Consider the following 22,201-nt stretch of genomic DNA (forward strand, 5'->3'; position numbering starts at 1 on the left):
GGCGGCCGGACCCGCGGCCGCTGCGGTAGAACGAACCCCATGATCTTCCACATCGTCCCGCTCGCCGACTGGACCGCCGCCCCCGGGCGCCCCTACTCCCCGCCCTCACTCGACTCCGCCGGGTTCGTGCACTGTTCGGCGGACCGCGCGACGGCGCTCGGTATCGCCGAGAGGCACTACCGGGAACAGCCGGGGACCCTGCTCGCGGTCGAGCTCGACGAGGACGCGCTGACCGCGGAGGTCCGCCGGGAGGGTGAATCCGGTGATCGTTTCCCACATGTTTTCGGACCGCTGAACCGGGACGCCGTCGTCCACGTGTGGGAGGTCGTACGCACACCTGGCACACCCGTCTCACTGGCACCGTGGCAGCGGGACTCGTGAAACGGGCGCGGCAGGCTTCACCTGAGGCCGGCCGCGGGCCAGGATGCTGCACGCCGAACCAGCCGCACAGCGAGGAGAGACTGATGAGCGACCTGACGCAGACCGCCCGGCGCAAGGTACTGGTGGCCGGTGCGGCCGCACTGGCCGGCGGTGCGCTCACCGCATGCGGCAGCGGCGGCGGTGACGGCGGGCAGGCCTCGTCGGGCGAGCCCAACGCCGCCACCCCGCCCGCGGGCTCCGCCCCCGCCGACGCGTCCGCGACCGGCGGCGCCGGCGGCGGCAAGGCCATCGCCAAGGCAGCGGACGTGCCGGTGGGCGGCGGCAAGGTCATCCAGGGCGAGAAGGTCGTGGTGACGCAGCCCACGGCGGGCTCCTACCGCTGCTTCACCGCCGTCTGCCCCCACCAGGGCTGCCTGGTGAACAAGGTGGCCGACGGCACCATCGACTGCCCCTGCCACGGCAGCGAGTTCAAGGTCACGGACGGCTCGGTGGTCAAGGGACCGGCCACCAAGGGGCTGGCCGAGAAGAAGATCACCGTCGCGGCGGACGGCAACATCACGCTCGCGTAGCCGCGCGGCACCCCCCAAGCCCTGCCGGCCGGTGAAAACTGTCCGGCAGGGCGGGTGTGCCCCGTCGTAGGCTCCCGGGATGGACGATCTGACGCTGGTACGCGACCACACGATCTACCGGTGCGTGATGGGATCCCGGGCGTTCGGGCTGGCCACGGAGACCAGCGACACGGACCGGCGTGGTGTCTACCTCGCCCCGACACCGCTGTTCTGGCGGTTCGAGAAGCCCCCCACGCACGTCGAGGGGCCCCGGGAGGAGGAGTTCTCCTGGGAGTTCGAACGCTTCTGCGAACTCGGCCTGCGGGCCAACCCGAACATCCTGGAGTGCCTGCACTCGCCGCTGGTGGAGCACGTCGACCCGGTCGGCCGGGAGCTGCTCGACCTGCGCGGGGCCTTCCTCTCCCGCCGGGTCCACACCAGCTTCAGCCGGTACGCGGCCTCCCAGCACGGCAAGCTCCTGGCGGACGTCCGCCTCCACGGCGCACCTCGCTGGAAGCACGCCATGCACCTGCTGCGCCTGCTGCTGTCCTGCCGCGACCTGCTGCGCACCGGCCTCCTGAGCATCGACGCGGGCCCGTACCGCGACCGCCTGCTCGCCGTCCGCCGCGGTGAACTCACCTGGGACGAGGCCGGCACCTGGATGACCCGCCTGCAGGAGGAGACGGAGGACGCCCTGGCCGGCAGCCCCCTGCCCGAGGCACCGGATCGCGCCCGGGTGGAGGACTTCCTCGCCCGCGCCCGGCGCGCGTCAGCCGGGTAGGGTCCGGCGTGGGTCAGGCGTCCCAGAGGGTCCCGAAGGCCAGGATCTCGTCCCGGTACTCGATGCGCCCCTCCCATGCGCGCGGCCAGGCGTCCGCCCCGAGGTGAGCGCCGGCGAAGGCTCCGGCGAGGCAGGCGATGGAGTCGGAGTCGCCCTTGGTGCAGGCGGCGCGCCGCAGGGCCGTCAGGGGTTCGTCGGGAAAGAGCAGGAAGCACTGCAGGGCGGTGGCGAGGGCCTCCTCGGCGATCCAGCCCTCGCCGGTGGTCAGGCAGGGGTCGGTCTCCGGGGACGGGGAACGCAGCGCCGCCGCGAGCCGGTCCAGCACCGCCAGGCACTCGTCCCAGCCCCGCGCGATAAAGGACTCCGGGGTGGCGTCGCTCGCGGTGCGCATCCACAGGTCGCCGAGCCAGCGCTCGTGGTACCGGGTGCGGTTCTCCAGGGCGTACGAGCGCAGCAGCCCGACGAGGCCGGTCACCTCGGTGCCCAGGGCCAGCAGGTGCACCGCCCGCGCCGTCAGGTCGGAGGCGGCGAGCGCCGTCGGGTGGCCGTGGGTGAGGGCGGACTGCAGCTGTGCCGCGCCGGCCCGTTCCTCGTCGGTCCAGCCGGGCACCAGCCCGACGGGAGCCACCCGCATGTTCGCACCGCAGCCCTTCGAGCCGGTCTGGCTGGCGTCGCGCCAGTCGCGCTGCGGGTCGTTCAGCAGGTGGCAGGCCCGCAGGCAGGTGTTGCCGGGCGCCCGGTTGTTCTCCGGCGAGTGGTACCAGTCGACGAACTCCTCGCGGACCGGGCGGGTCAGCCGCAGCGGGCCTATGCGTCCTCGGTCCGCCGCGGTCCGGATGCCGCGCGCCAGGGCGAGGGTCATCTGGGTGTCGTCCGTGACGATCGCCGGGCGGGGCAGGCGCATCTCGCGCCAGGGGCCCGTCTTGGCGAGGATCGCGGGAACGTCGTTGAACTCGGTCGGGAAGCCCAGGGCGTCGCCGAGGGCCAGGCCGACCAGCGCGCCGGTGGCGGCTCGCTTCGTCATCGGGTGGGTCCTTCCGGTCGGAGCAGGGGGGGATGGAGGGCGGTCGCCGGACCGGCCCGGTAGAGGGCGGCCGGTTTGCCGCGGCCTCCGGTGAGCCGGGCGGCGCCCGGTACGGCCTCGACGAAACCGGGGGTCGCCAGGACCTTGCGGCGGAAGTTGGGGCGGTCCAGGGCGGTGCCCCAGACGGTCTCGTACACGGCCAGCAGCTCCCCGAGGGTGAACTCGGGCGGGCAGAAGGCGGTGGCCAGGCAGGTGTACTCCAGCTTCGAGCGGATCCGCTCGCGTGCGTCCGCCAGGATCACCGCGTGGTCGAAGGCAAGGTCGGGAGCCTCTCCCAGCGGCAGCCAGCGGGCCTGCGCCGCGTCCCCGCCGCCCTCGGCGGCCGGTTCGGGCAGATCCGGGACGAGGACCGTGAAGGCCACCGAGACCACCCGCATCCGGGGATCGCGGTCCGGCTCGCTGTAGGTGCGCAGCTGCTCCAGGTGCAGGTCCGCCACGGTCCGCCCGGGCAGGCCGGTCTCCTCGGCCAGTTCGCGCCGGGCGGCCGTCTCGGCGGACTCCCGCGGCAGGACGAACCCGCCGGGCAGAGCCCAGGACCCGGCGTACGGCTCCTGGCCGCGCCGGATCAGCAGCACGTGCAGGGCGCCGCCGCGCACGGTGAACACGGCGAGGTCGACGGTCACCGCGAACGGCTGGAAGGCGTACGGGTCATAGCCCGGGCGCGCCGCCCCGCTCATCGGTTCTCCGGGAGGGGGTCGGCAAACCGCCAGCCTTCGGCGAGCAGTCCGTCCACGGCTGCCACGGCCGTGGCCAGCCGCTCCCGGCGGTCGCCGGGCACGGACCGGAGGCGCCGTCCGGTCGCCGCCGGCTCCTCGCGGAAGCGCCGGGTCATCCAGGGGCTGAGCTCGGGGCCGTCGCGCAGCCCGTCGTCCTCGAAGGGCACGTCGGTGTCCTCGGTGAGCAGGTACAGGTGTCGGCGGGTGAGCGCGGCGATCCGCTCGACCTCCGCGCTGCGGCCGTCCGTGTACCGCTCGTGCCAGATGCCGGTGGCGAAGGAGTCGGTGTCGCAGACCAGCACCGGGGAGCCGACGCGTGCGGCCCGTTCCTCCGCCGCGTCCTGGCGGCGGGCGATCACGGGGAACTCCTGCGACGTGAAGGAGAGGTCCGCCCACGTGGCGCCCGGGTCGGCGGCTCCGACGACGTCCGCGTCCGGGTGGGCCTCGCGCATCCAGGCGCCGCGGTCGGCGAGCGGCACCGATTCCACGGAGGCGGCGCAGACCAGCACGGTCAGCCGCTCGCAGCGGTCCTGGGCGGTGCGCACCAGGTGGTGGTGGCCGGCGTGCGGCGGCTTGAAGAAGACGTTGTTGGCGATGCCGATCGGCCAGTTGGCGATGTGCTGACGGGCCACCAGCCAGACGCACAGGGCGCCCGTGGCGAACCCGAGCACCTCGCTCCAGCTCAAGGTCCCGGTCATGCCCGCCCCACCTCCCTTAATAGTCATTGTGACTATAAACAGGAGGGCGGGGCCTGGGCAAGCGAAAAGCCCGCGGTGCCGTGGGCACTGCGGGCTTCTCGTGGAGCGGGTCCGGGCGGGGTCCTTACAGACCGACCTCGCGCACCGGGCGGGGTCCTTACAGACCGACCTCGCGCATCAGCATGCCGACCTCGGTGTTGGTCAGGCGGCGCAGCCAGCCGGACTTCTGGTCGCCCAGCTCGATGGGACCGAAGGAGGTCCGGACGAGCTTGTCGACGGGGAAGCCCGCCTCGGACAGCATGCGGCGGACGATGTGCTTGCGGCCCTCGTGGAGGGTCACCTCGACCATGTAGTTCTTGCCCACCTGGTCGACGACGCGGAAGTTGTCGGCGCGCGCCCAGCCGTCCTCCAGCTCGATGCCGTCCTTGAGCCGCTTGCCGATATCGCGCGGCAGGTTGCCGGTGATCGCGGCGACGTAGGTCTTCTGCACGCCGTACTTCGGGTGCGTGAGGCGGTGGGCCAGCTCACCGTGGTTGGTGAGCAGGATGATGCCCTCGGTCTCGGTGTCCAGCCGGCCGACGTGGAACAGCCGCGTCTCACGGTTGGTGACGTAGTCGCCCAGGCACTGGCGGCCGTCCGGGTCCTCCATGGTGGAGACGACACCGGCCGGCTTGTTCAGCGCGAAGAACAGGTACGACTGGGTGGCGACGGTCAGGCCGTCGACCTTGATCTCGTCCTTGGGCTGGACGCGCTTGCCCTGCTCGGTGACGATCTCGCCGTTGACCTCGACGCGGGCCTGCTCGATGAGCTCCTCGCAGGCGCGGCGCGAGCCCATGCCGGCCCGGGCGAGGACCTTCTGCAGGCGCTCCCCCTCCTGCTCGGCGCCCGGGAAGGTCTTCGGCGTCTTGATCACGGGCTTGTCGGCGTACCGGTCGCGCACGCGCTCCTCGATGCGCGCGTCCAGCTCGCGCGGCCGGGACTGGCCGCTGCGGCTGCCCGGACCGCGGCGCGGGCCGCCGGCGCCACCGACGCCGGGCGTCCTGGGGGCCTTGGGACCGCCCTTGGCGCCGCCGCGCGCGGCCGCGCCGCGGGCGCCGCGAGTGCGCTCGCCCTCGGGACCCACGTCGTAGCGGCGCTCCTCCGGACGGGGGTTGCGGGGCCGCTGCGGCGCCTGGTCGCGGTCACGGTCGCGCGAGCCTCCCTGGCCGCCGCCCTGGCCGCCGCGGTAGCCGCCGCCACCGCTGCCCGAACCGCCGGACCCTCCCCGGTGGCCGCCACCGCCGCCGGAGCCCCCGCGGTAGCCGCCGCCCTGGCTGCCGCCCCGGGCGCCACCGCGCCCGCCGCCGGAGCCTCCGCCGCTGTTCCTGTTGCCACCGTTGCCGTTGCCGCTGCTTCGCATCAAAGTTCCGTCGTCTTGTCGTCTTCATCGGTGTCCGGTGCGTCCGGATCGAACGACGGCACACCTTCCTGCGTCTCGGCTTCGATCGCGTCCGCCTCGGGGAGGAAGGGCGCGAGCTCCGGGAGCTCGTCCAGGCCGCGCAGGCCCATCCGCTCCAGAAAGTAGTTCGTCGTCCTGTACAGGATCGCACCTGTTTCGGGTTCCGTCCCCGCCTCCGCCACCAGACCGCGCTGGAGGAGGGTCCGCATGACCCCGTCGCAGTTGACTCCGCGCACCGCGGAGACCCGCGACCGGCTCACCGGCTGGCGGTACGCGACCACCGCCAGGGTCTCCAGGGCCGCCTGGGTGAGCCGGGCCTGCTGGCCGTCCAGGACGAAGCCCTCGACGGCCGGGGCGTACTGCGCCCGGGTGTAGAAGCGCCACCCGCCCGCGACGAGCCTCAGCTCGAAGCCCCTGCCCGCGGTGGTGTACTCGTCGGCGAGCTCGCGCAGCGCGGTCGCGACCTCGCGCGGGGTGCGCTCCAGCACCTTGGCGAGGTGCGCCTCGGTCGCGGGCTCGTCCACGACCATGAGGACGGCCTCCAGGGCGGGCTTCAGTTCCAGCTCGGCGACCGCGCCGGCGTCGCTGCTCAATCCTTCGCCTCCACGATCTGGTCGAACTCGTCGGTCACGGTCGGCATGCCGTCGCCGTCCCCGCCGCTCCAGCGGACGGTGAGGGTCCGCAGGGCCTCCTCCTGGTCGAGGGCGACCGCCTTCTCCCGGTAGAGCTCCAGCAGGGCCAGGAAGCGCGCCACGACGGTGAGGGTGTCCTCGGCGTCCTCGGTGAGTTCCTGGAAGGTGGCCTCGCCGCGCGCCTTCAGCATCCGCACCACCAGCCCGGCCTGCTCGCGCACGCTGACGAGGGGCGCGTGGATGTGGTCCACGTACACCTGGGGCTTGGCCCTGGGCTGCATGGCCTTGACGGCGAGCCGGGCGAACCCCTCCGCTCCGATGCTGATGACGACGTCGGGAAGCAGGTCGGCGTGGTGCGGCTCCAACCCCACCGTCCGGGGATAGCGACGGCCCTCGCTCTCCGCTCGCCGCTCGAAGATCTCGGCGATCTGCTTGTACGCGCGGTACTGGAGCAGGCGCGCGAAGAGCAGGTCCCGGGCCTCCAGGAGGGCGAGGTCGGCCTCGTCCTCGACCTCGGCCGCCGGCAGCAGCCGGGCGGCCTTCAGGTCGAGCAGGGTGGCGGCGACCACGAGGAACTCGGTGGTCTGGTCGAGGTCCCAGTCGGGCCCCATGGCCCGGATGTACGTCATGAACTCGTCGGTGACCTTGGACAGGGCGACTTCGGTGACGTCGAGCTTGTGCCGGGAGATCAGCTGGAGGAGCAGGTCGAAGGGCCCTTCGAAGTTGTCCAGCCGCAGCGTGAACCGCCCGTCGCCCCCGGTACCGCTTCCCGCTCCGGGCGCGGGCTCCTCGCCCCGGCCCGCCGGCTCCGCGGCCGGCCCCTCGGCGGGCTGGGCCGGATCCGCGCGCCCGGGCCCGCCGGTGGCCGCTGCGGCCTCCGGCACCTCCGGGTCGGCCGCCGGGGCCCCGGCGGCCGCGCCGGGCCCGCGCCCCAGGCTCCGGCGGGCCGGGCGGGCGGCGTCGTGGCGGTGGGGCATGGCGGTCCAGGTGGGTACGGGAGGAACGGCAGGTCGGCCACAGGAAGCCTAGGCCCTGCCCGAACGTTTTCCCGCCCCGGCGGGCCGCGGGCCGAGCCCGGGGGCGGACGGCCCGCCGGCCGGGCGTGACCGGCGGCGGAGCCGGCGGCCCCTCGGCGCGCTCCGGACGCGGCGCCGTGCGCCGCGGACCGGCGGTCAGCGGCCGCGGAGGCGGCGGACCAGGATGCTGGCGTCCCCGCGGGACTCCAGGTCGGCGAGGACGACCGCCACCGCCTCGCGGACGATGCGGCCGCGGTCGACGGCCAGGCCGTGCTCTCCGCGCAACACCAGCCGCGCGTGCTCCAGGTCCATCAACTCCTCGGCGGAGACGTAGACCGTGATCTTCTCGTCGTGCCGCTCCCGGCCGCTGGGCCGCCGGTTGGCGCCGCGGCCCTGGCCCTTGCCCCGCCGGGTCGCCCCGGCCGGGGCGGCTGCCGCCCCGGGGGTCGGCCCGGCCGGACTGGCAGAACCTTCCTGCGCCCGCCTCGGCTGCCCCACCACGGGGCCACCTGTGTCCGTACCGGCCTCAGCCTCCCGGCTGCGGCCCGCTCCCGACGTGCCCCCGGCCGGAGCGGCCGAGTGTTCCGCGGCGGGCGCCTCGTCGGCCCCGCGGCGCGGCGAGGACGACTGGAGCGCCATCCCCCCGGTCGTACGGAACAGTTCGTCGGCGCCGGGCAGACTCACTCGGCGTGACACCGGGCGAGCACCTCCCTGGCCAGCTGGCGATAGGCGGCGGCGCCGACGGAGTTGGACGCGTACGTCGTGATCGGCTCGCCGGCGACCGTGGTCTCCGGGAAGCGCACCGTCCGGCCGATGACCGTGTGGTAGACGTGGTCGTCGAAGGCCTCGACGACGCGCGCCAGCACCTCGCGGCTGTGCACCGTGCGGGAGTCGTACATGGTGGCGAGGATGCCGTCGAGCTCCAGCTCGGGGTTGAGCCGCTCCTGCACCTTCTCGATCGTCTCGGTCAGCAGCGCCACGCCGCGTAGCGCGAAGAACTCGCACTCCAGCGGGACGATGACCTTGTGAGCCGCCGTCAGGGCGTTCACGGTGAGCAGACCGAGCGAGGGCTGACAGTCGATCACGATGTAGTCGTAGTCGGCCATCAGGGGCTTCAGGGCCCGCTGCAGGGTGGACTCGCGCGCGACCTCGCTGACCAACTGCACTTCCGCAGCGGACAGGTCGATGTTGCTCGGCAGCAGGTCCATGTTGGGGACCGCCGTCTTGAGCAGCACCTCGTCGGCCGACATGCCCCGCTCCATGAGCAGGTTGTAGACCGTCAGGTCGAGTTCCATCGGGTTCACGCCGAGACCCACGGACAGCGCGCCCTGCGGGTCGAAATCGACGAGCAGCACGCGGCGCCCGTACTCGGCCAGCGCGGCACCCAGGTTGATGGTCGACGTGGTCTTGCCCACGCCGCCCTTCTGGTTGCACATCGCGATGATCTTTGCCGGACCGTGGTCGGTCAGCGGACCCGGGATCGGGAAGTACGGGAGCGGGCGTCCGGTCGGGCCGATCCGCTCACGGCGCTGGCGGGCAGCGTCGGGGGCGAGGGTGGCCGCGTACTCGGGGTCCGGTTCGTACTCCGCGTCGGGGTCGTAGAAGTGCCCCTCGGGCACATTGTCGTAGTCGGCGAATCCCGTGGGCGTGTCGCCGCTCAGGTCGCCGGCCCTGGAGTTCACGTCTAGGCCGTCCATGCTCTTTTGGGGCGTCGTCATGTGCTGGTGGTTTGCGAAGGTGCGTACTGCGACGGAGCCGACAGCTTCGAGCCCGGCAGGACTCTGGCCCCGCTCAGGGACGCCTGCTCCACCACCCCCAGGAGTAAATGTCGACTCATTCACAAGTCGTCTTACCTCCTCGGACGTGACCAGGACACTTATCGATAGGTCAGCGTGGCACCATGCCGACGGTTGGCGACTCTATGGCGTGTCACCACTCAGCGGCAACACAATCCGCCGGACCCGGCACGATGTGTCGGCAACCGAACACCGCTCTGTCAAGGGCGTCCGAGCTGTCGCTGCGAAGTTTCGCGGGTGCGCGAAAGGGTTAAAGGCTTACGTTCGAGGCGAGTTGAGCGGAATCTCGGGGCGGTCGGCAAACACGTCCGGCCGGACCTTGCGGGCAAGGTCCGGCCGGATACGTGAGATTGACGTCAGTCGTTGACGGGTCAGCCGAGCAGCGTGCCGAGCTCAAGGGTCTGGAGACCGTGGGCCTCGGCGACCGGACCGTAAACGACCTGGCCATCATGGGTGTTGAGGCCCAGCGCGAGCGCGGGGTCACGGCGCAGCGCCTCGACCCAGCCGAGGTTCGCGAGCTGCACGATGTAGGGCAGCGTGGCGTTGGTCAGCGCGTAGGTGGAGGTGTTCGGCACCGCGCCCGGCATGTTGGCGACGCAGTAGAAGACCGAGTTGTGGACCTGGAAGGTCGGCTCGGCGTGGGTGGTCGGACGCGAGTCCTCGAAGCAGCCACCCTGGTCGATCGCGATGTCGACAAGTACACTTCCGGGCTTCATCTTGGCGACGAGCTCGTTGGTGACCAGCTTCGGGGCCTTCGCACCCGGGATCAGGACGGCGCCGATGACGAGGTCTGCCTCGATGACGGCCTTCTCCAGCTCGAAGGCGTTGGAGACGATCGTCTTGATCTTCGTGCCGAAGATCTTGTCGGCCTCGCGGAGCTTGTTGATGTCCTTGTCGAGCAGGGTCACGTGGAAGCCCATGCCGATGGCGATCTGCGCGGCGTTCCAGCCGGAGACGCCGCCGCCGATGACAACGCACTCGCCGGCGTGGGTGCCGGGGACGCCGCCGGGGAGGACGCCGCGGCCGCCGGCCGAGCGCATCAGGTGGTAGGCGCCGACCTGCGGGGCCAGCCGGCCCGCAACCTCGGACATCGGGGCGAGCAGCGGGAGCGCGCGGTTGGCGAGCTCGACCGTCTCGTAGGCGATGGCGGTGGTACCGGACTCCAGCAGGGCGTCCGTGCACTCGCGGGAGGCTGCCAGGTGAAGGTACGTGAAGAGGGTCTGGTCCTTGCGGAGGCGGTGGTACTCCTCCGCGATCGGCTCCTTGACCTTCAGCAGCAGGTCGGCAGTGGCCCAGACCTCGTCGGCGGTGGCGAGGATCTCCGCGCCGGCCGCGACGTACTCGGCGTCCGTGATCGAGGAGCCGACGCCGGCGTTCTGCTCGATGAAGACCTGGTGGCCGCCCCGGACCAGCTCATGCACGCCGGCGGGCGTGATGGCGACCCGGAACTCGTTGTTCTTGACCTCGCGGGGGATGCCGACCTTCATCGTCGATCACGGTCCTTGACTCAGGGGGAAATAACAGGGCACTTCCATACATACCCGCCCACAAGAGTGCGCAACGGGATGCACCACGAGATGGCGTGGTGAACCCAGTTTAATGAAGGATGAGTCGCTGTCTAGCCTTGCAAACCAATAATCTCAGTCGGATCCACTACGGATTTCGCAGGCGGCGGGGTCATCTCCGAGCAATCTGTCCGCGGCGGAGCGGTGCAGTCTCGCGGCCGCGGGGTCCCCGAGCCGGTCCAGCGTGTCGGCCAGCCGGACCTGCAGCGCGGCCTGAAGTCGCTGGTCGCCGGCCCGGCGCGCCAGCTCCACCGCCTCGCGGCAGGTGTGCAGGGATTCCTCGGGCCGACCGGCGTACTCCTGGATCCGCGCCATCTCACTCAACGCCTTGGCCTGGCCCGGGACATCGGCCAGTTTCCGGTAGCCCGCGGCGGCGGCCCGCCAGCTGCGCAGCGCGTCCCCGTACCGGCCCGCGTACGTGTGGACGTTGCCGAGCCGCCCGTACAGCCGGGCCTCGTCCGCGCGCTCCCCGCGCGAGAGGGCCTGGGCGAGCGCGCGGCCGAACCAATCGGAGGCCCGGTGCCAGTCGGCCAGCTCCTGGTACGCCCCGCCTACGGATTCCATCGCGCGGCCCGTCGCGTACGGGTCGTTCGCGGCCCGGCCCGCATCCAGGGCGGCCCGGTAGCGCTCCAGGGCCTCCTGGGTGCGGCCGGTCTCGGCGTCCAGGTCGGCCAGGTTCAGCAGGGCCGCGGCCTGTTCCCGGTGCAGACCGCGGCGCTCCGCCACGTCCAGGACCAAGCGGTGCAGCCCGTAGAGCTCGGGGGCGGCCTCCGTGGTGCCGCGGTGGTCCGCGAGGGCCCGCACGAGGGCGGCGACCAGCCGGCGGGCCAGGGTGTCCAGCTCGCCGTCGGCCACCGCCAGGGAGGCCGCGGCCGAGAGTGCCGGGAGCCGGGTGTCCAGCCAGACGGCGGCGGCCCGCCGGTCGGGGAACCGCAGGGCGCGCGGGAGGCCGTCCAGCAGCTCCTGGAGTTCGCCGTCGAGGCCGTCGCCCTCGGCCGCCGCCATGGCCCGGCACGAGTGCAGCAGCCGGACGGTGCGCTCCAGCATCCGGGCCCGGGCCAGCTGGACCTCGGCAGGACGCTCCTTGGCCTCCAGCAGCGCCCGGAGCATCGGGGTGAGGCAGCCGGGCAGCAGGAACAGCCCGTCGGAGGCGTGCCGGACGAGTCCCAGACCGGCGAAGTCGTCCAGTGTGGACTGGGCGGCGGCCACGGAGCAGCCGGCCAGCGCGGAGGCGGTGTGCGAATCGACGAGGCCTGCGGGGGCGAGCAAGAGCAGGCGCAGGGTGCGCTGGGCGGGCTGCGGCAGCGAGTCGTAGACGAGCCGGAAGGCGCGGCCGAGCGGCCCGCCGGCGCCGGCGGGCATGTCGTGGAGCTGTTTGGCCAGGTCGGAGACGGCGGCCTTGGGCCGGGCCGCGAGCCAGCCGCCGGCGAGTTCCAGGGCGGCCGGCTGGCCCCCGCACGCCTCGGCCAGGGACTCCACGGCCCGCGGGTCGGTGGTGATGCGGGTGTCGCCGATACGGCGGGCGAGCATCCCGACGGCGGAGACGGTGTCCAGGCCGCCGAGGGTGCAGGGGCGCACGTCGGGGATGCCGGTGAGCGGGCCCTCCGCGGTGACGACGACCAGGCATTCGGGGGTGTCCGGAAGCAAGGCGTCGACCTGGTGCGGATCGGCCGCGTCGTCGATCAGGATGATCGCCCGCCGCTCGTGGAGCGCGGTGCGCAGGGCCGAACTGAGCTCGTCCTCACCGGCGCCGGGCGGCGTGCGGTGCCCCAGCCCCGCCAGCAGGCCGCGCAGGGCCCGCTCGGTCGCCACGGTCTCCCCGCCGGGAGTGGTGAGCCTGGTCCGCAGCACCCCGTCGGGGTACTGGCCGCGGACCTCGCGCACGAACGTCTCCGCGAGGGCCGTCCGGCCGGATCCGGGACGTCCGGCGACGAGCAGCACGCGCGCCCGGGGGGCCTTGGCCTTCCGGCCTGAGAGGGTGTCGAGCCCGGTCCGCGCGATGTCCTCGCGCAGCTCCTTGAGCTCACGCCGCCGCCCGACGAAATCCGTCACGGATCCGCTCCTCTCCCTGCCTTCGGATGGCGAGCGTAGTTCACGCAGAGCGACGGCCCGTGTGGAGCGCGGCGGGGAAATCCCCCAATCGGATCAGCAGATGGTCGGTTTTTCCCTGCGGTACCCGGCGGCGCCGTGCAGGGCGCCCCGGATGGGCCGGACCGCGGCCGACGGGCGGGGGCGCCGCTGCACGCAGCCGCCCCGCCGTCCCCCGCGGTCCCGCGCCGCCCGGCCGAGGGCGCGGCGGCCCGGCCGGGATGCCCGGATAGCGGCCGGGATGCCCGGCTACACCTCGTACGGGCGGGCCGGCCACGGGGCGAGGGCCGGGCGCAGGGCGTCGACGCCGCCGTCGGAGGCGAGTGCGGCGGACAGCGCCAGCACCCCGGCTACCAGCCCCGGGTTGCCGAGCTCGCCCGCCAGGATCCCCCGGGCCAGCTCCGCCAGCGGCACCCAGGTCACTTCCATGTCCGCCTCCTCCGAGCCGGACTCGGAGTAGCGCTCGCCGTCCGCCTCGGAGACACCGCGCGCGAGGAAGACCCGGATCGCCTCGTCCGACCCGCCGGGCGAGGCGTAGAAATCGACCAGCACCCGCCAGTCCTCCGCCTTGACGTGCGCCTCCTCGTAGAGCTCGCGCTGAGCGCCGACCAGCGGGTTCTCCCCGGGGACGTCCAGCAGTCCGGCCGGCAGCTCCCACAGCCTGCGCCGCACCGGGTGCCGGTACTGGCTGAGGACCAGGACCCGCCCCTCCTCGTCCAGCGCGAGCACGCACACCGAGCCGGGGTGCACCTGGTAGTCGCGGCGGGCGGTCGAGCCGTCCGGCATCCGGACCTCGTCGGAGTCCACCGCCGTCTTGGCGCCCTGGAAGGGCCGCCGGGTCGACAGTGTCTCCCAGGATTCCGACGTGTCCTTGATGATCATGCCCCGAAGTCCTCCACAACGCGCGACGACCGGGGCACGGATCCTTGTCCGTACCCCGGCCGTCTACGTTATGCGGTCAGGCACTCACTTGGCGGCCTGCTGCCGCTCCACGGCCGCCTTGACCAGACCCGCGAACAGCGGGTGCGGGCGGGTCGGGCGCGAGCGCAGCTCCGGGTGGGCCTGGGTGGCCACCAGGTAGGGGTGGACCTCACGCGGGTACTCGACGTACTCGACGAGCTTGTTGTCCGGGGAGGTGCCGGAGAAGACGAGGCCGGCCTTCTTCTCCAGCTCGCCGCGGTAGGCGTTGTTGACCTCGTAGCGGTGGCGGTGGCGCTCGTCCACGTAGGCCTCGTCGCCGTAGACCTCGCGCACGATGGAGCCCTCGGCGAGCTTCGCCGGGTACATGCCCAGGCGCATGGTGCCGCCCAGGTCGCCGGCGCCCTCGACGAAGGCCAGCTGCTCCTCCATGGTCGAGATGACCGGGTGCGGGGTGGAGGCGTCGAACTCGGTGGAGTTGGCGTCCTCGATACCCGCGAGGTTGCGCGCGGCCTCGATGACCACGCACTGCAGGCCCAGACACAGGCCGAGCAGCGGGATCTTGTTCTCGCGGGCGTAGGTGATCGCGCCGACCTTGCCGTTCACGCCGCGGTCGCCGAAGCCGCCGGGCACGCAGATCGCGTCCACGTCGGACAGCTGGGCCGCCGCGCCGGCGGGGGTCCGGCAGTCGTCGGAGGTGACCCACTTGATCTGGACGCGGGCCTTGTTGGCGAAGCCGCCGGCGCGCAGCGCCTCGGTCACCGACAGGTAGGCGTCGGGCAGGTCGATGTACTTGCCGACGAGCGCGACCTTGACCTCGTGGTCGGGGTTGTGGACCCGGTCGAGGAGGTCCTCCCAGACGGTCCAGTCGACGTCGCGGAAGGGCAGGTCCAGCTTGCGGACGACATACGCGTCCAGGCCCTCGGTGTGCAGGACCTTGGGAATGTCGTAGATCGACTTGGCGTCGATGGCCGCGACCACGGCCGCCTCGTCCACGTCGCACATCAGCGAGATCTTGCGCTTGATGCTGGTGGGCACGTCGCGGTCGGCGCGCAGCACGATGGCGTCGGGCTGGATGCCGATGTTGCGCAGGGCGGCGACGGAGTGCTGGGTCGGCTTGGTCTTCAGCTCGCCGGAGGGGCCGATGTAGGGCAGCAGCGAGATGTGCACGACGAAGACGTTGTCCCGGCCGACCTCGTGGCGGACCTGGCGGACGGTCTCCAGGAACGGCAGCGACTCGATGTCGCCGACGGTGCCGCCGACCTCGGTGATGACGACGTCGACGTCGTCGGTCGCCATGCGGCGGATGCGGTGCTTGATCTCGTTGGTGATGTGCGGGATGACCTGCACGGTGTCGCCGAGGTACTCGCCGCGCCGCTCCTTGGCGATGACGGTGTTGTACACCTGGCCGGTGGTGACGTTGGCCGAGCCGTCGAGGTCGACGTCGAGGAAGCGCTCGTAGTGGCCGATGTCCAGGTCGGTCTCCGCGCCGTCGTTGGTGACGAACACCTCACCGTGCTGGAACGGGTTCATCGTGCCGGGGTCGACGTTCAGGTACGGGTCGAGCTTCTGCATGGTGACCCGCAGACCGCGCGCCTTCAGGAGCGCACCCAGGCTGGAGGCCGTCAGGCCCTTGCCGAGGGAGGAAGCGACACCCCCGGTGACGAAGATGTGCTTGGTCGTCATGGATTTGGGCGGCATCGCCAAGAGGGGGCTCCCGTGGTCGCGAAGTGAGGTGCTTCCAGCGCCGGCCACCATCGATCCGGAAGGGTTTCAGGGGGCGCCGAAGCTGCGGTTTCGGGGCCCCTGATTCGCACAGGCAGACCACCGGTCCACGGGGTACCAGCCTATCAGCGCCCGGACCGGTCTGCCTCCGGCCACGCGCCGTCGACGGCTCGTAGCAGAGCGCCGAAGTGCGCCGGGGCGGCAGTCGCGCGACTCACCCGTTCGGCCCAACGGCATTGCCCGCGGCCTGGAGAAGATCACTAGGGTGCCGTCATATCCTGCTCGGATATTGCACACATCACCGCCGGGCAGTCCGTCGGACGGCCTAACCGAGCCGATATACGGAATCATGGGCTCACGCGGGGATCCCTGCACACAGGAGACCGCGCAGACGCGCAATGCAAGCGCCCTTCGGGGCGGACGTGGCCGTTCGACTGGAGATGCACGTGTCCGGGCGCATCGAGGATTACGCACTGATCGGGGACATGCAGACCGCGGCACTGGTCTGCCGGGACGGGGCTGTGGACTGGCTGTGCCTGCCCCGCTTCGACTCCCATGCCGTGTTCGCGAGCATTCTCGGCACCGAGGATCACGGGTTCTGGCGGATCGGGCCGGTGTTCCCGGCGGGCTCCGAGGCCCCGCGCGCCACCCGCCGACGCTACCGCGGCGACTCGCTGGTGCTGGAGTCCGAGTGGGACACCCCGCGGGGCAGCGTCCGGGTGATCGACTTCATGCCGCCGCGCGAGCACCACGCACCGCAGCTGATCCGCATCGTCGAAGGCCTCGGCGGGCGCGTCCCCATGCGCTCGACCCTGCGGATGCGCTTCAGCTACGGGCGGGTGGTGCCGTGGGTGCACAAGGTCGACGGACGCACTGTGGCCGTCGCCGGGCCCGACTCGGTCTGGCTGGACACCGACGCGGAGACCTACGGCAAGGACCTCACGACGTACGCGGACTTCACCGTCGGGCCCGGCGACCGGGTCGCCTTCAGCATCAGCTGGCAGGCCTCGCACCGCGGGGCACCCGAGGCCCCCGACGCCGAGGCGGCCCTGGAGTCGACCGCCGAGTTCTGGCGCGAGTGGGTGGACCAGTGCACCTACCACGGGCCCTACCGGGAAGCCGTGGTCCGCTCCCTGATCACGCTCAAGGCCCTCACGTACGGCCCCACGGGCGGGATCGTCGCCGCGCCGACCACCTCCCTCCCGGAAGAGATCGGCGGGGTCCGCAACTGGGACTACCGCTACACCTGGCTGCGGGACGCGGCCATCACCCTCTCCTCACTTCTGCGCACCGGCTACCGCGAGGAGGCCCGCGCCTGGCGCGAGTGGCTGCTGCGCGCGGTGGCCGGCGACCCGGAGAACCTGCAGATCATGTACGGGATCGCGGGCGAGCGGGAGCTCGGCGAGACCGAGCTGGACTGGCTTCCCGGCTACGAGGGCTCGCGCCCGGTCCGGGTCGGCAACGGCGCTGCGGGCCAGCTCCAGCTCGACGTGTACGGCGAGGTCACCGAAGCCCTCCACCTGGGCCACATGACCGGCCTGGCCCGCAGCGACTACGCCTCGGTGCTCCAGCTCAAGCTGATCCGCTACCTGGAGACGCACTGGTCGGAGCCGGACGAGGGCATCTGGGAGGTGCGCGGCCCGCGCCGGCACTTCGTGCACTCGAAGGTGATGGCGTGGGTGGCCGTGGACCGCACGATCAAGCTGATCGAGAGCGGGGACGCGGACGGACCGCTGGAGCGGTGGCGGGAGCTGCGCGACGAGATCCACCAGGACGTGTGCGAGAAGGGCTACGACAAGGAACGCAACACCTTCACGCAGTCGTACGGGTCCAAGGAGCTGGACGCCTCGCTGCTGCTGATCCCGCAGATGGGGTTCCTGCCCCCGGACGACAAGCGGGTGATCGGCACCATCGAGGCGATCCAGCGCGAGCTGTCCACGGCAGACGGCTTCATCCTGCGTTACCCGACGGCCGGTGAGGAAGCCGGCGTGGACGGCCTCGAAGGTGACGAAGGGGCCTTCCTCGCCTGCTCGTTCTGGATGGCCGACGACCTGGCGATGATCGGCCGGGTGGACGAGGCGCGGCGGCTGTTCGAGCGGCTGCTGGCGCTGCGCAACGACCTGGGCCTGCTGGCGGAGGAGTGGGACCCGCGGCTCCAGCGTCAGGTGGGCAACTTCCCGCAGGCGTTCAGCCACGTTCCGCTGATCGACACGGCACTGCGGCTGACCGCGAGCGGGGCGTACGGCGGCTGAGGGGCCCGCGCGCTCCTGACCCGACGGCGGTGCGGGCGGGCGCGGTGTTCACCGCGCCCCGGTGATCCTCCGGGCCTAGGCTGGAAGGGTCTTATGCCCTCCGTCTGTTGGAAGGGGGCAGCCATGGCTCCCCTCTCGAAGGCGGGCGCGGCCCTGACCGCGCTCCGCGAGGATCTGTCCGGCGAGGTGTTCGCTCCGGAGGATCCGGGCTACGACGAGGCCCGGACCGTCTTCAACGCGATGATCGACCGAAGGCCCGCCGTCATCGCCCAGTGCGAGAGCGCGGAGGACGTGGTCACCGCCGTGCGCTTCGCGAGGGACCTGGACCTGAAGATCGCGGTGCGCGGCGGCGGGCACAGCGTCTCCGGTTCCGCTCTCGGCGATGGAGCCCTGGTGGTCGACCTGCGCCGGATGCACGAGGTCACCGTCCACCCGGGTGCTCGCGCGGTTCGGATCGAGGGCGGGGCGACGATGAGCCACCTGGACCGGGCCTGCGCCCCGTACGGCCTGGCCACCACCGGCGGCCGGGCCTCCACCACCGGGGTGGGCGGCTTCGTCCTGGGGGGCGGCAGCGGCTGGCTGGACCGCACCTGTGGGCTGGCCGTGGACAACCTGCTGGGCGTGGAGCTGGTGACCGCCGACGGCTCGGTCGTGGAGACCACCGCGGAGGAGCACCCCGAGCTGTTCTGGGCCCTGCACGGCGGCGGCGGCAACTTCGGCGTGGCCACCGCGATCACCCTGCGGCTGCACGAACTGCCCGCCATGGCGATCGCGTTCGTCCTGTACCTGCCGGAGAACGGCCCCGAGGTGGTGCGGACCTACCGGGACCTCATCGAGGCCGGGCCGGCGGAGGCGAGCGGGGGCGTGATCTACCTGACCGGCCCTCCGGACGACGACTTCGTGCCCCCGCACCTCGCGGGGAAGCTGCTGTGCGCGGCGCTGCTGACGTACGCGGGCCCGGAGGAGCGGCTGCGGCGGCTCGCCGAGCCGCTGCTCGCGGTGCCGCACGAGGCGGCGATGGTCACCGGCATCGCGTACGCCGACCTCCAGTGCATGATCGACGACCCGCCGGGGATGCGGAACTACTGGTCGGCCGAGTACCTGACCGGCGCACCCGACGCGTACGTGGACGTGTTCTGCTCCCGTGCCTCGTCGATGCCGGTGCCCACCGGAACCCAGCACATCCTGTTCCCGCAGGGCGGCGCGATCGCCTCCGGCCCGGCCGACTATCCGGTGCCGTACCGGGACTCCCCCTGGGCGGTGCACCCGTTCGGGATCTGGGAGGATCCGGCCGACGACGAACGCTGCCGGCAGTGGGTCAAGGACGTCCGCGCGGACGCGCAGCCGTGGAGCACCGGCGCGGTGTACCTGAACTTCACCGGGGACGAGGGCGCGGACCGGGTGGTCTCCGGACTCGGCGCGGACAACATGCGGCGGCTGGGGCGGGTGAAGCGCCAGTACGACCCGGACAACGTCTTCCGCTTCAACCACAACATCCGCCCGGCCTGACCCCCTGGTAGCGTCCCGCGACATGGAGAACCAGGGCGGGATCACCGTTCAGCGGGCACTGGAACTGCCGGGGCTGCGCAGCGGTCTGCCGGAGGTGGTGGCCTGCGCCGACCGGCTGGGCCGCACGGTCCGCTGGGTGCACGCGGGCGAGGTGCCGAACATCGCCTCCCTGCTCAAGGGCGGCGAACTGCTGCTGACCACGGGCCTGGGCCTGGGCGCCCGGCCCGCCGAGCAGCGGGCCTTCGTACGCCGCCTCGCGGACCGGGGCATCGCCGCGCTGGTCGTCGAGCTGGGCCCGCGGTTCACGCGGCTGCCCGCGACGATCGTGGAGACGGCGCGCGCCGCGGGACTGCCTCTGGTGCAGCTCCACCGGGAGGTCCCCTTCGTCACGGTCACCGAAGAGGTCCACACCGAGATCGTCAACGGCCACTACGCCCTGCTCCAGCGGGCCGAGGAAGTCCACCGGCGGTGCACGGAGGCCCTGTTGGGCGGCGGCGGCATCCCGCAGGTCCTGCGCATCCTGGCCGACTTCACGGGGAACCCGGTGTTCCTGGAGACCCCCGAGGGGCAGTTGCTGTACGCGGCTGCCAGCGCGGCCGGGGACCCGGGGGCGGACCCGCTCCAGGTGTGGGAGGGGCTGCGCGGCCAGCGCGAGGCCGAGCCGTCGGCGAACACTGTGGTGATCGACGTACCGGGCGGTGGCCACGGCTCGGGCTCGGTCCGGGCCCGGGTCGTCCTGGTCGGCGTCTCGGCCCCGCTGCTGCCGGTGCACCGGATGGCGGCGGAGCGCACGGCGGGCGTGCTGGCCGTGGTCCTGATGCAGGCGCGGCAGGAGGAGGAGCTGGCGGCGCGCGGCCGCGGCGACTTCCTGACCGACCTCGCGGAGGGCCGCATCTCGGCGGAGGACGCGCCGGCGCAGGCCCGCGTGCTGGGTTTCAGGCCGGGTGCCGGGCCGCTGCTTCCGGTGGTCATGCGACTGTCGGACCTCGGTCCGTCGGGCAATTGGGCCGTGCTGGCGAGGGCGGTGCTGGAGGAGCTGTCGTCCGTCGGGGTCCCGTTCCTGCTGGGCGTCCGGCCGGTCGAGGGCCGGGTACCGCTGCTGGTGTCGCTGCGGGCCGAGTCGGAGCGCACCGCGGTCGCCGACCGGGTCGCTGCGGCGCTGCGGGTGGGTGTCGAACGCGCGGGCCTGGACCGGGCCACCGCCCCGCCGGCCGTGGTCGTCGGCGTGGCGGGCGGCTGGGCGGCCGCCTCGTCGGGGCTGCGGCACGCCGCCGAGACCGCCACGGCGGCCCACGGGCTGCCGGCCCGGCCCTGGTACGACGCCCGGCGTCTGGACATCGACCTGCTGCTCTGGCGGCTGCGCGAACACCCGGACCTGGCGGCCTTCGTGGACCGGGCGATCGGCCCGCTGCGCGCGCACGACGGGGCCTCGCGGCCGCCGCTGCTGCCCACGTTGGAGACGTACCTGGCCCATGCGGGCCGCAAGGCGGAGACGGCCCGTGAGCTCCACCTGAACCGGCAGACCCTCTACAACCGGCTGGCCCGCATCTCGGAGCTGCTGGGCACGGATCTGGACGACCCGGAAACGGTCCTCTCGCTGAGCCTCGCCCTTCGCGCCCGCCGCCACGCCGGCCCTTCCTGACGCGTCCTCTCGCCCCTCGCCGCCGGGGCTGAGCCGCACCGTCCCGGACCGGACCCGCCCTCCCCGACCCGCCGTCCCCGACCCGCCGGCCCGGCCCCGCCCCATCGGCCCCGCCCCATCGCCTCGCCGCATCGCCTCGCCGCCGTTTCGCTGGGGGTGTGCCGCCGGCGGACAGACCCTAGCGGCGGGTGCGTTCCGTCAGTTCGTCGTAGACGGACAGGATCTGGGCCACCGTGTCGTCCTCCGACGGCCACGTCGCGGCCTGGACGCGCCCGGCGGCGGCCAGATCGGCCCGGCGGGCCGGATCGGCCAGGAGGCCGGTCACGGCCGAGGCGAGGGCCCCCGCCTCCCCCGGCGGGACGAGCACCGCACCCTCCCCCACCAGCTCCGGGACGCCCCCCACCGCCGTGGCCACCAGCGGTACGCCCGCCCGGAGCGCCTCCTGCGCCGGCAGGGCCCGGGCCTCCCACCGGCTCGGGAGGACCGCCAGGTCGGCCGCCGCCAGCAGGTGCGCCGCATCCCGGCGCCGTCCGAGCAGCCGGACCGGGAGCCCCTCCGCCTCGATCCGCCGGGCGAGTTCGGTCCGCAACGGCCCTTCGCCGGCGATCACCAGCAGCGGCGTCGGCTCCAGCGCCCGCCACTCCCGCGCCGCGTCCAGCAGGACGGAGTATCCGCGGTGCGCGACGAGGCTGCCGACCGTGACGAGCAACGGCCGCTCCATGACCCCGAGTTCCGCCCGCAGTTTGCCTGGGTCGGTCACCCCTTCCGGAGCCGACGGGAAGGCGACGGGTGCCAGCCGCGCGTCCCTGGCGCCCCGCTGCCGCGCCAGGTCCACCAGGTCCGAGGAGGCGCCGAGCACCACCGCGGCGGCCCGCGCCACGCGCCGTTCCAGCATCCGGCTCAGCCGCCCGAGCGCTCCGGGCACCGACCGGCCTTCGCCGTGCCAGCTCACCACCAACGGCACCCGGCGCCCGCGCAGGGCCAGCGCGGCCCGCAGGCCGGCCTTCACCCCGTGCGCGTGCACGACGTCCGCACCGGCGCACGCGGCCCGCAGCACGCTCACCGCGTCGGGCGCGAACTCCGCCCCGGCGCCGGTGAAGTCGTACTCCCCCTCCGCCCGGACGGGTGCGCACACCGTGACCCGCACCCCGCGCGCGGCGAGCCCGGTGGCGAGTGATCGGACGTGAGCGCAGCTGCCCGCGCCCGCACCGTCGCCGAGTACGTGGACGGTGCGCAGCGGGCGCCCGTAGGGCTGTGCCGCGGCGGAGGTGGAGACCGGGGAGCTGCTCACGGGCCGAAGCTCCAGGGGGGAGGGAAGAGTGCAGAGACGTCGCCCAGAATGCCAGTCCGCACGCGCGTTCCGGGACCATACGGGTGCGGATCCTGTGCGAGATACGGTCGCAGGCCCGACG

19 protein-coding genes are annotated in these 22,201 nt (G+C 72.9%); 6 read left to right on the forward strand and 13 right to left on the reverse strand.

Translation table 11 applies throughout. The features are described from left to right. The first annotated feature begins 39 nt into the window (after positions 1-39). The 3 genes from ACFW2G_RS07430 to ACFW2G_RS07440 all read left to right on the forward strand — a co-directional run bounded on the left by ACFW2G_RS07430 (position 40) and on the right by ACFW2G_RS07440 (position 1,710). A complete protein-coding gene (locus ACFW2G_RS07430) occupies positions 40-381 on the forward strand; it encodes a DUF952 domain-containing protein (protein ID WP_384456469.1) in 342 nt (113 codons plus the stop codon). Between the two features lie 83 nt (positions 382-464). Further along, on the forward strand, positions 465-950 hold the full coding sequence (locus ACFW2G_RS07435; protein WP_037925645.1) for a Rieske (2Fe-2S) protein: 486 nt from the start codon (positions 465-467) through the stop codon (positions 948-950). A 79-nt stretch (positions 951-1,029) separates the two neighbouring features. After that, entirely contained in the window at positions 1,030-1,710 is a 681-nt protein-coding gene (locus ACFW2G_RS07440) for a DNA polymerase beta superfamily protein (protein ID WP_384580558.1), read from the forward strand. 13 nt (positions 1,711-1,723) lie between these two features. Here ACFW2G_RS07440 and ACFW2G_RS07445 read toward each other — a convergent pair whose 3' ends face one another. The 12 genes from ACFW2G_RS07445 to ACFW2G_RS07500 form a co-directional block, all read right to left on the reverse strand. Further along, positions 1,724-2,734 (reverse strand): ADP-ribosylglycohydrolase family protein, encoded by a 1,011-nt coding sequence (locus ACFW2G_RS07445; protein ID WP_384456475.1) that lies wholly within the window; start codon positions 2,732-2,734, stop codon positions 1,724-1,726. Beyond that, positions 2,731-3,471, reverse strand: a complete 741-nt coding sequence (locus ACFW2G_RS07450) for an NUDIX domain-containing protein (protein WP_384456478.1) — start codon at positions 3,469-3,471, stop codon at positions 2,731-2,733. The genes ACFW2G_RS07445 and ACFW2G_RS07450 overlap by 4 nt, the downstream gene beginning before the upstream one ends. Beyond that, positions 3,468-4,235 carry an AAA family ATPase gene (locus tag ACFW2G_RS07455; RefSeq protein ID WP_384580560.1) on the reverse strand — a complete coding sequence of 256 codons (768 nt, stop codon included), beginning with the start codon at positions 4,233-4,235 and terminating at the stop codon, positions 3,468-3,470. The genes ACFW2G_RS07450 and ACFW2G_RS07455 overlap by 4 nt, the downstream gene beginning before the upstream one ends. Positions 4,236-4,365: 130 nt before the next feature. Then, entirely contained in the window at positions 4,366-5,607 is a 1,242-nt protein-coding gene (locus ACFW2G_RS07460) for a pseudouridine synthase (protein WP_384456484.1), read from the reverse strand. Next, positions 5,607-6,239, reverse strand: coding sequence for an SMC-Scp complex subunit ScpB (gene scpB, locus ACFW2G_RS07465; RefSeq protein WP_384456486.1), 633 nt, complete (start codon positions 6,237-6,239; stop codon positions 5,607-5,609). The genes ACFW2G_RS07460 and scpB overlap by 1 nt, the downstream gene beginning before the upstream one ends. Next, positions 6,236-7,255 (reverse strand): segregation and condensation protein A, encoded by a 1,020-nt coding sequence (locus tag ACFW2G_RS07470; protein ID WP_384580562.1) that lies wholly within the window; start codon positions 7,253-7,255, stop codon positions 6,236-6,238. Before ACFW2G_RS07470 ends, scpB begins: the two co-directional genes overlap by 4 nt. A gap of 195 nt (positions 7,256-7,450) precedes the next feature. Then, positions 7,451-7,990 (reverse strand): hypothetical protein, encoded by a 540-nt coding sequence (locus tag ACFW2G_RS07475; RefSeq protein WP_078556837.1) that lies wholly within the window; start codon positions 7,988-7,990, stop codon positions 7,451-7,453. Then, the gene (locus tag ACFW2G_RS07480; protein ID WP_225884681.1) at positions 7,975-9,012 is read right to left on the reverse strand and encodes a ParA family protein; all 1,038 of its coding nucleotides are present in this window, start codon (positions 9,010-9,012) and stop codon (positions 7,975-7,977) included. Before ACFW2G_RS07480 ends, ACFW2G_RS07475 begins: the two co-directional genes overlap by 16 nt. 449 nt (positions 9,013-9,461) lie before the next feature. Next, on the reverse strand, positions 9,462-10,577 hold the full coding sequence (gene ald, locus ACFW2G_RS07485; protein WP_037925632.1) for an alanine dehydrogenase: 1,116 nt from the start codon (positions 10,575-10,577) through the stop codon (positions 9,462-9,464). A gap of 153 nt (positions 10,578-10,730) precedes the next feature. Next, positions 10,731-12,707 carry a tetratricopeptide repeat protein gene (locus ACFW2G_RS07490; protein ID WP_384454973.1) on the reverse strand — a complete coding sequence of 659 codons (1,977 nt, stop codon included), beginning with the start codon at positions 12,705-12,707 and terminating at the stop codon, positions 10,731-10,733. A 285-nt stretch (positions 12,708-12,992) separates the two neighbouring features. Then, positions 12,993-13,625, reverse strand: a complete 633-nt coding sequence (locus ACFW2G_RS07495) for an NUDIX hydrolase (protein WP_304949920.1) — start codon at positions 13,623-13,625, stop codon at positions 12,993-12,995. An 84-nt stretch (positions 13,626-13,709) separates the two neighbouring features. Continuing rightward, positions 13,710-15,362, reverse strand: a complete 1,653-nt coding sequence (locus ACFW2G_RS07500) for a CTP synthase (RefSeq protein WP_384454976.1) — start codon at positions 15,360-15,362, stop codon at positions 13,710-13,712. Between the two features lie 446 nt (positions 15,363-15,808). Here ACFW2G_RS07500 and ACFW2G_RS07505 point away from each other — a divergent pair, with 446 nt between their 5' ends. The 3 genes from ACFW2G_RS07505 to ACFW2G_RS07515 all read left to right on the forward strand — a co-directional run bounded on the left by ACFW2G_RS07505 (position 15,809) and on the right by ACFW2G_RS07515 (position 20,789). Continuing rightward, the gene (locus ACFW2G_RS07505; RefSeq protein WP_172671373.1) at positions 15,809-17,638 is read left to right on the forward strand and encodes a glycoside hydrolase family 15 protein; all 1,830 of its coding nucleotides are present in this window, start codon (positions 15,809-15,811) and stop codon (positions 17,636-17,638) included. A 123-nt stretch (positions 17,639-17,761) separates the two neighbouring features. Continuing rightward, on the forward strand, positions 17,762-19,147 hold the full coding sequence (locus ACFW2G_RS07510) for an FAD-binding oxidoreductase (RefSeq protein ID WP_384580565.1): 1,386 nt from the start codon (positions 17,762-17,764) through the stop codon (positions 19,145-19,147). A 22-nt stretch (positions 19,148-19,169) separates the two neighbouring features. After that, positions 19,170-20,789, forward strand: a complete 1,620-nt coding sequence (locus ACFW2G_RS07515) for a PucR family transcriptional regulator (RefSeq protein WP_384580567.1) — start codon at positions 19,170-19,172, stop codon at positions 20,787-20,789. Positions 20,790-20,967: 178 nt separating this feature from the next. Here ACFW2G_RS07515 and ACFW2G_RS07520 read toward each other — a convergent pair whose 3' ends face one another. After that, positions 20,968-22,080, reverse strand: coding sequence for a glycosyltransferase family 4 protein (locus ACFW2G_RS07520; protein ID WP_037925621.1), 1,113 nt, complete (start codon positions 22,078-22,080; stop codon positions 20,968-20,970). Positions 22,081-22,201: the final 121 nt, after the last annotated feature.

The organism is Streptomyces sp. NPDC058880, from assembly GCF_042742535.1.
Classification (GTDB): Bacteria; Actinomycetota; Actinomycetes; order Streptomycetales; family Streptomycetaceae; genus Streptomyces.

What these genes read in the sequence shown, in the direction of transcription:
- ACFW2G_RS07430 (WP_384456469.1), top strand. Translation starts at nt 40, where the DNA reads ATGATCTTCCACATCGTCCCGCTCGCCGACTGGACCGCCGCCCCCGGG.
- ACFW2G_RS07435 (WP_037925645.1), top strand. Translation starts at nt 465, where the DNA reads ATGAGCGACCTGACGCAGACCGCCCGGCGCAAGGTACTGGTGGCCGGT.
- ACFW2G_RS07440 (WP_384580558.1), top strand. Translation starts at nt 1,030, where the DNA reads ATGGACGATCTGACGCTGGTACGCGACCACACGATCTACCGGTGCGTG.
- ACFW2G_RS07445 (WP_384456475.1), bottom strand. Translation starts at nt 2,734, where the DNA reads ATGACGAAGCGAGCCGCCACCGGCGCGCTGGTCGGCCTGGCCCTCGGC.
- ACFW2G_RS07450 (WP_384456478.1), bottom strand. Translation starts at nt 3,471, where the DNA reads ATGAGCGGGGCGGCGCGCCCGGGCTATGACCCGTACGCCTTCCAGCCG.
- ACFW2G_RS07455 (WP_384580560.1), bottom strand. Translation starts at nt 4,235, where the DNA reads ATGACTATTAAGGGAGGTGGGGCGGGCATGACCGGGACCTTGAGCTGG.
- ACFW2G_RS07460 (WP_384456484.1), bottom strand. Translation starts at nt 5,607, where the DNA reads ATGCGAAGCAGCGGCAACGGCAACGGTGGCAACAGGAACAGCGGCGGA.
- ACFW2G_RS07470 (WP_384580562.1), bottom strand. Translation starts at nt 7,255, where the DNA reads ATGCCCCACCGCCACGACGCCGCCCGCCCGGCCCGCCGGAGCCTGGGG.
- ACFW2G_RS07480 (WP_225884681.1), bottom strand. Translation starts at nt 9,012, where the DNA reads ATGACGACGCCCCAAAAGAGCATGGACGGCCTAGACGTGAACTCCAGG.
- ald (WP_037925632.1), bottom strand. Translation starts at nt 10,577, where the DNA reads ATGAAGGTCGGCATCCCCCGCGAGGTCAAGAACAACGAGTTCCGGGTC.
- ACFW2G_RS07495 (WP_304949920.1), bottom strand. Translation starts at nt 13,625, where the DNA reads ATGATCATCAAGGACACGTCGGAATCCTGGGAGACACTGTCGACCCGG.
- ACFW2G_RS07500 (WP_384454976.1), bottom strand. Translation starts at nt 15,362, where the DNA reads ATGCCGCCCAAATCCATGACGACCAAGCACATCTTCGTCACCGGGGGT.
- ACFW2G_RS07510 (WP_384580565.1), top strand. Translation starts at nt 17,762, where the DNA reads ATGGCTCCCCTCTCGAAGGCGGGCGCGGCCCTGACCGCGCTCCGCGAG.
- ACFW2G_RS07515 (WP_384580567.1), top strand. Translation starts at nt 19,170, where the DNA reads ATGGAGAACCAGGGCGGGATCACCGTTCAGCGGGCACTGGAACTGCCG.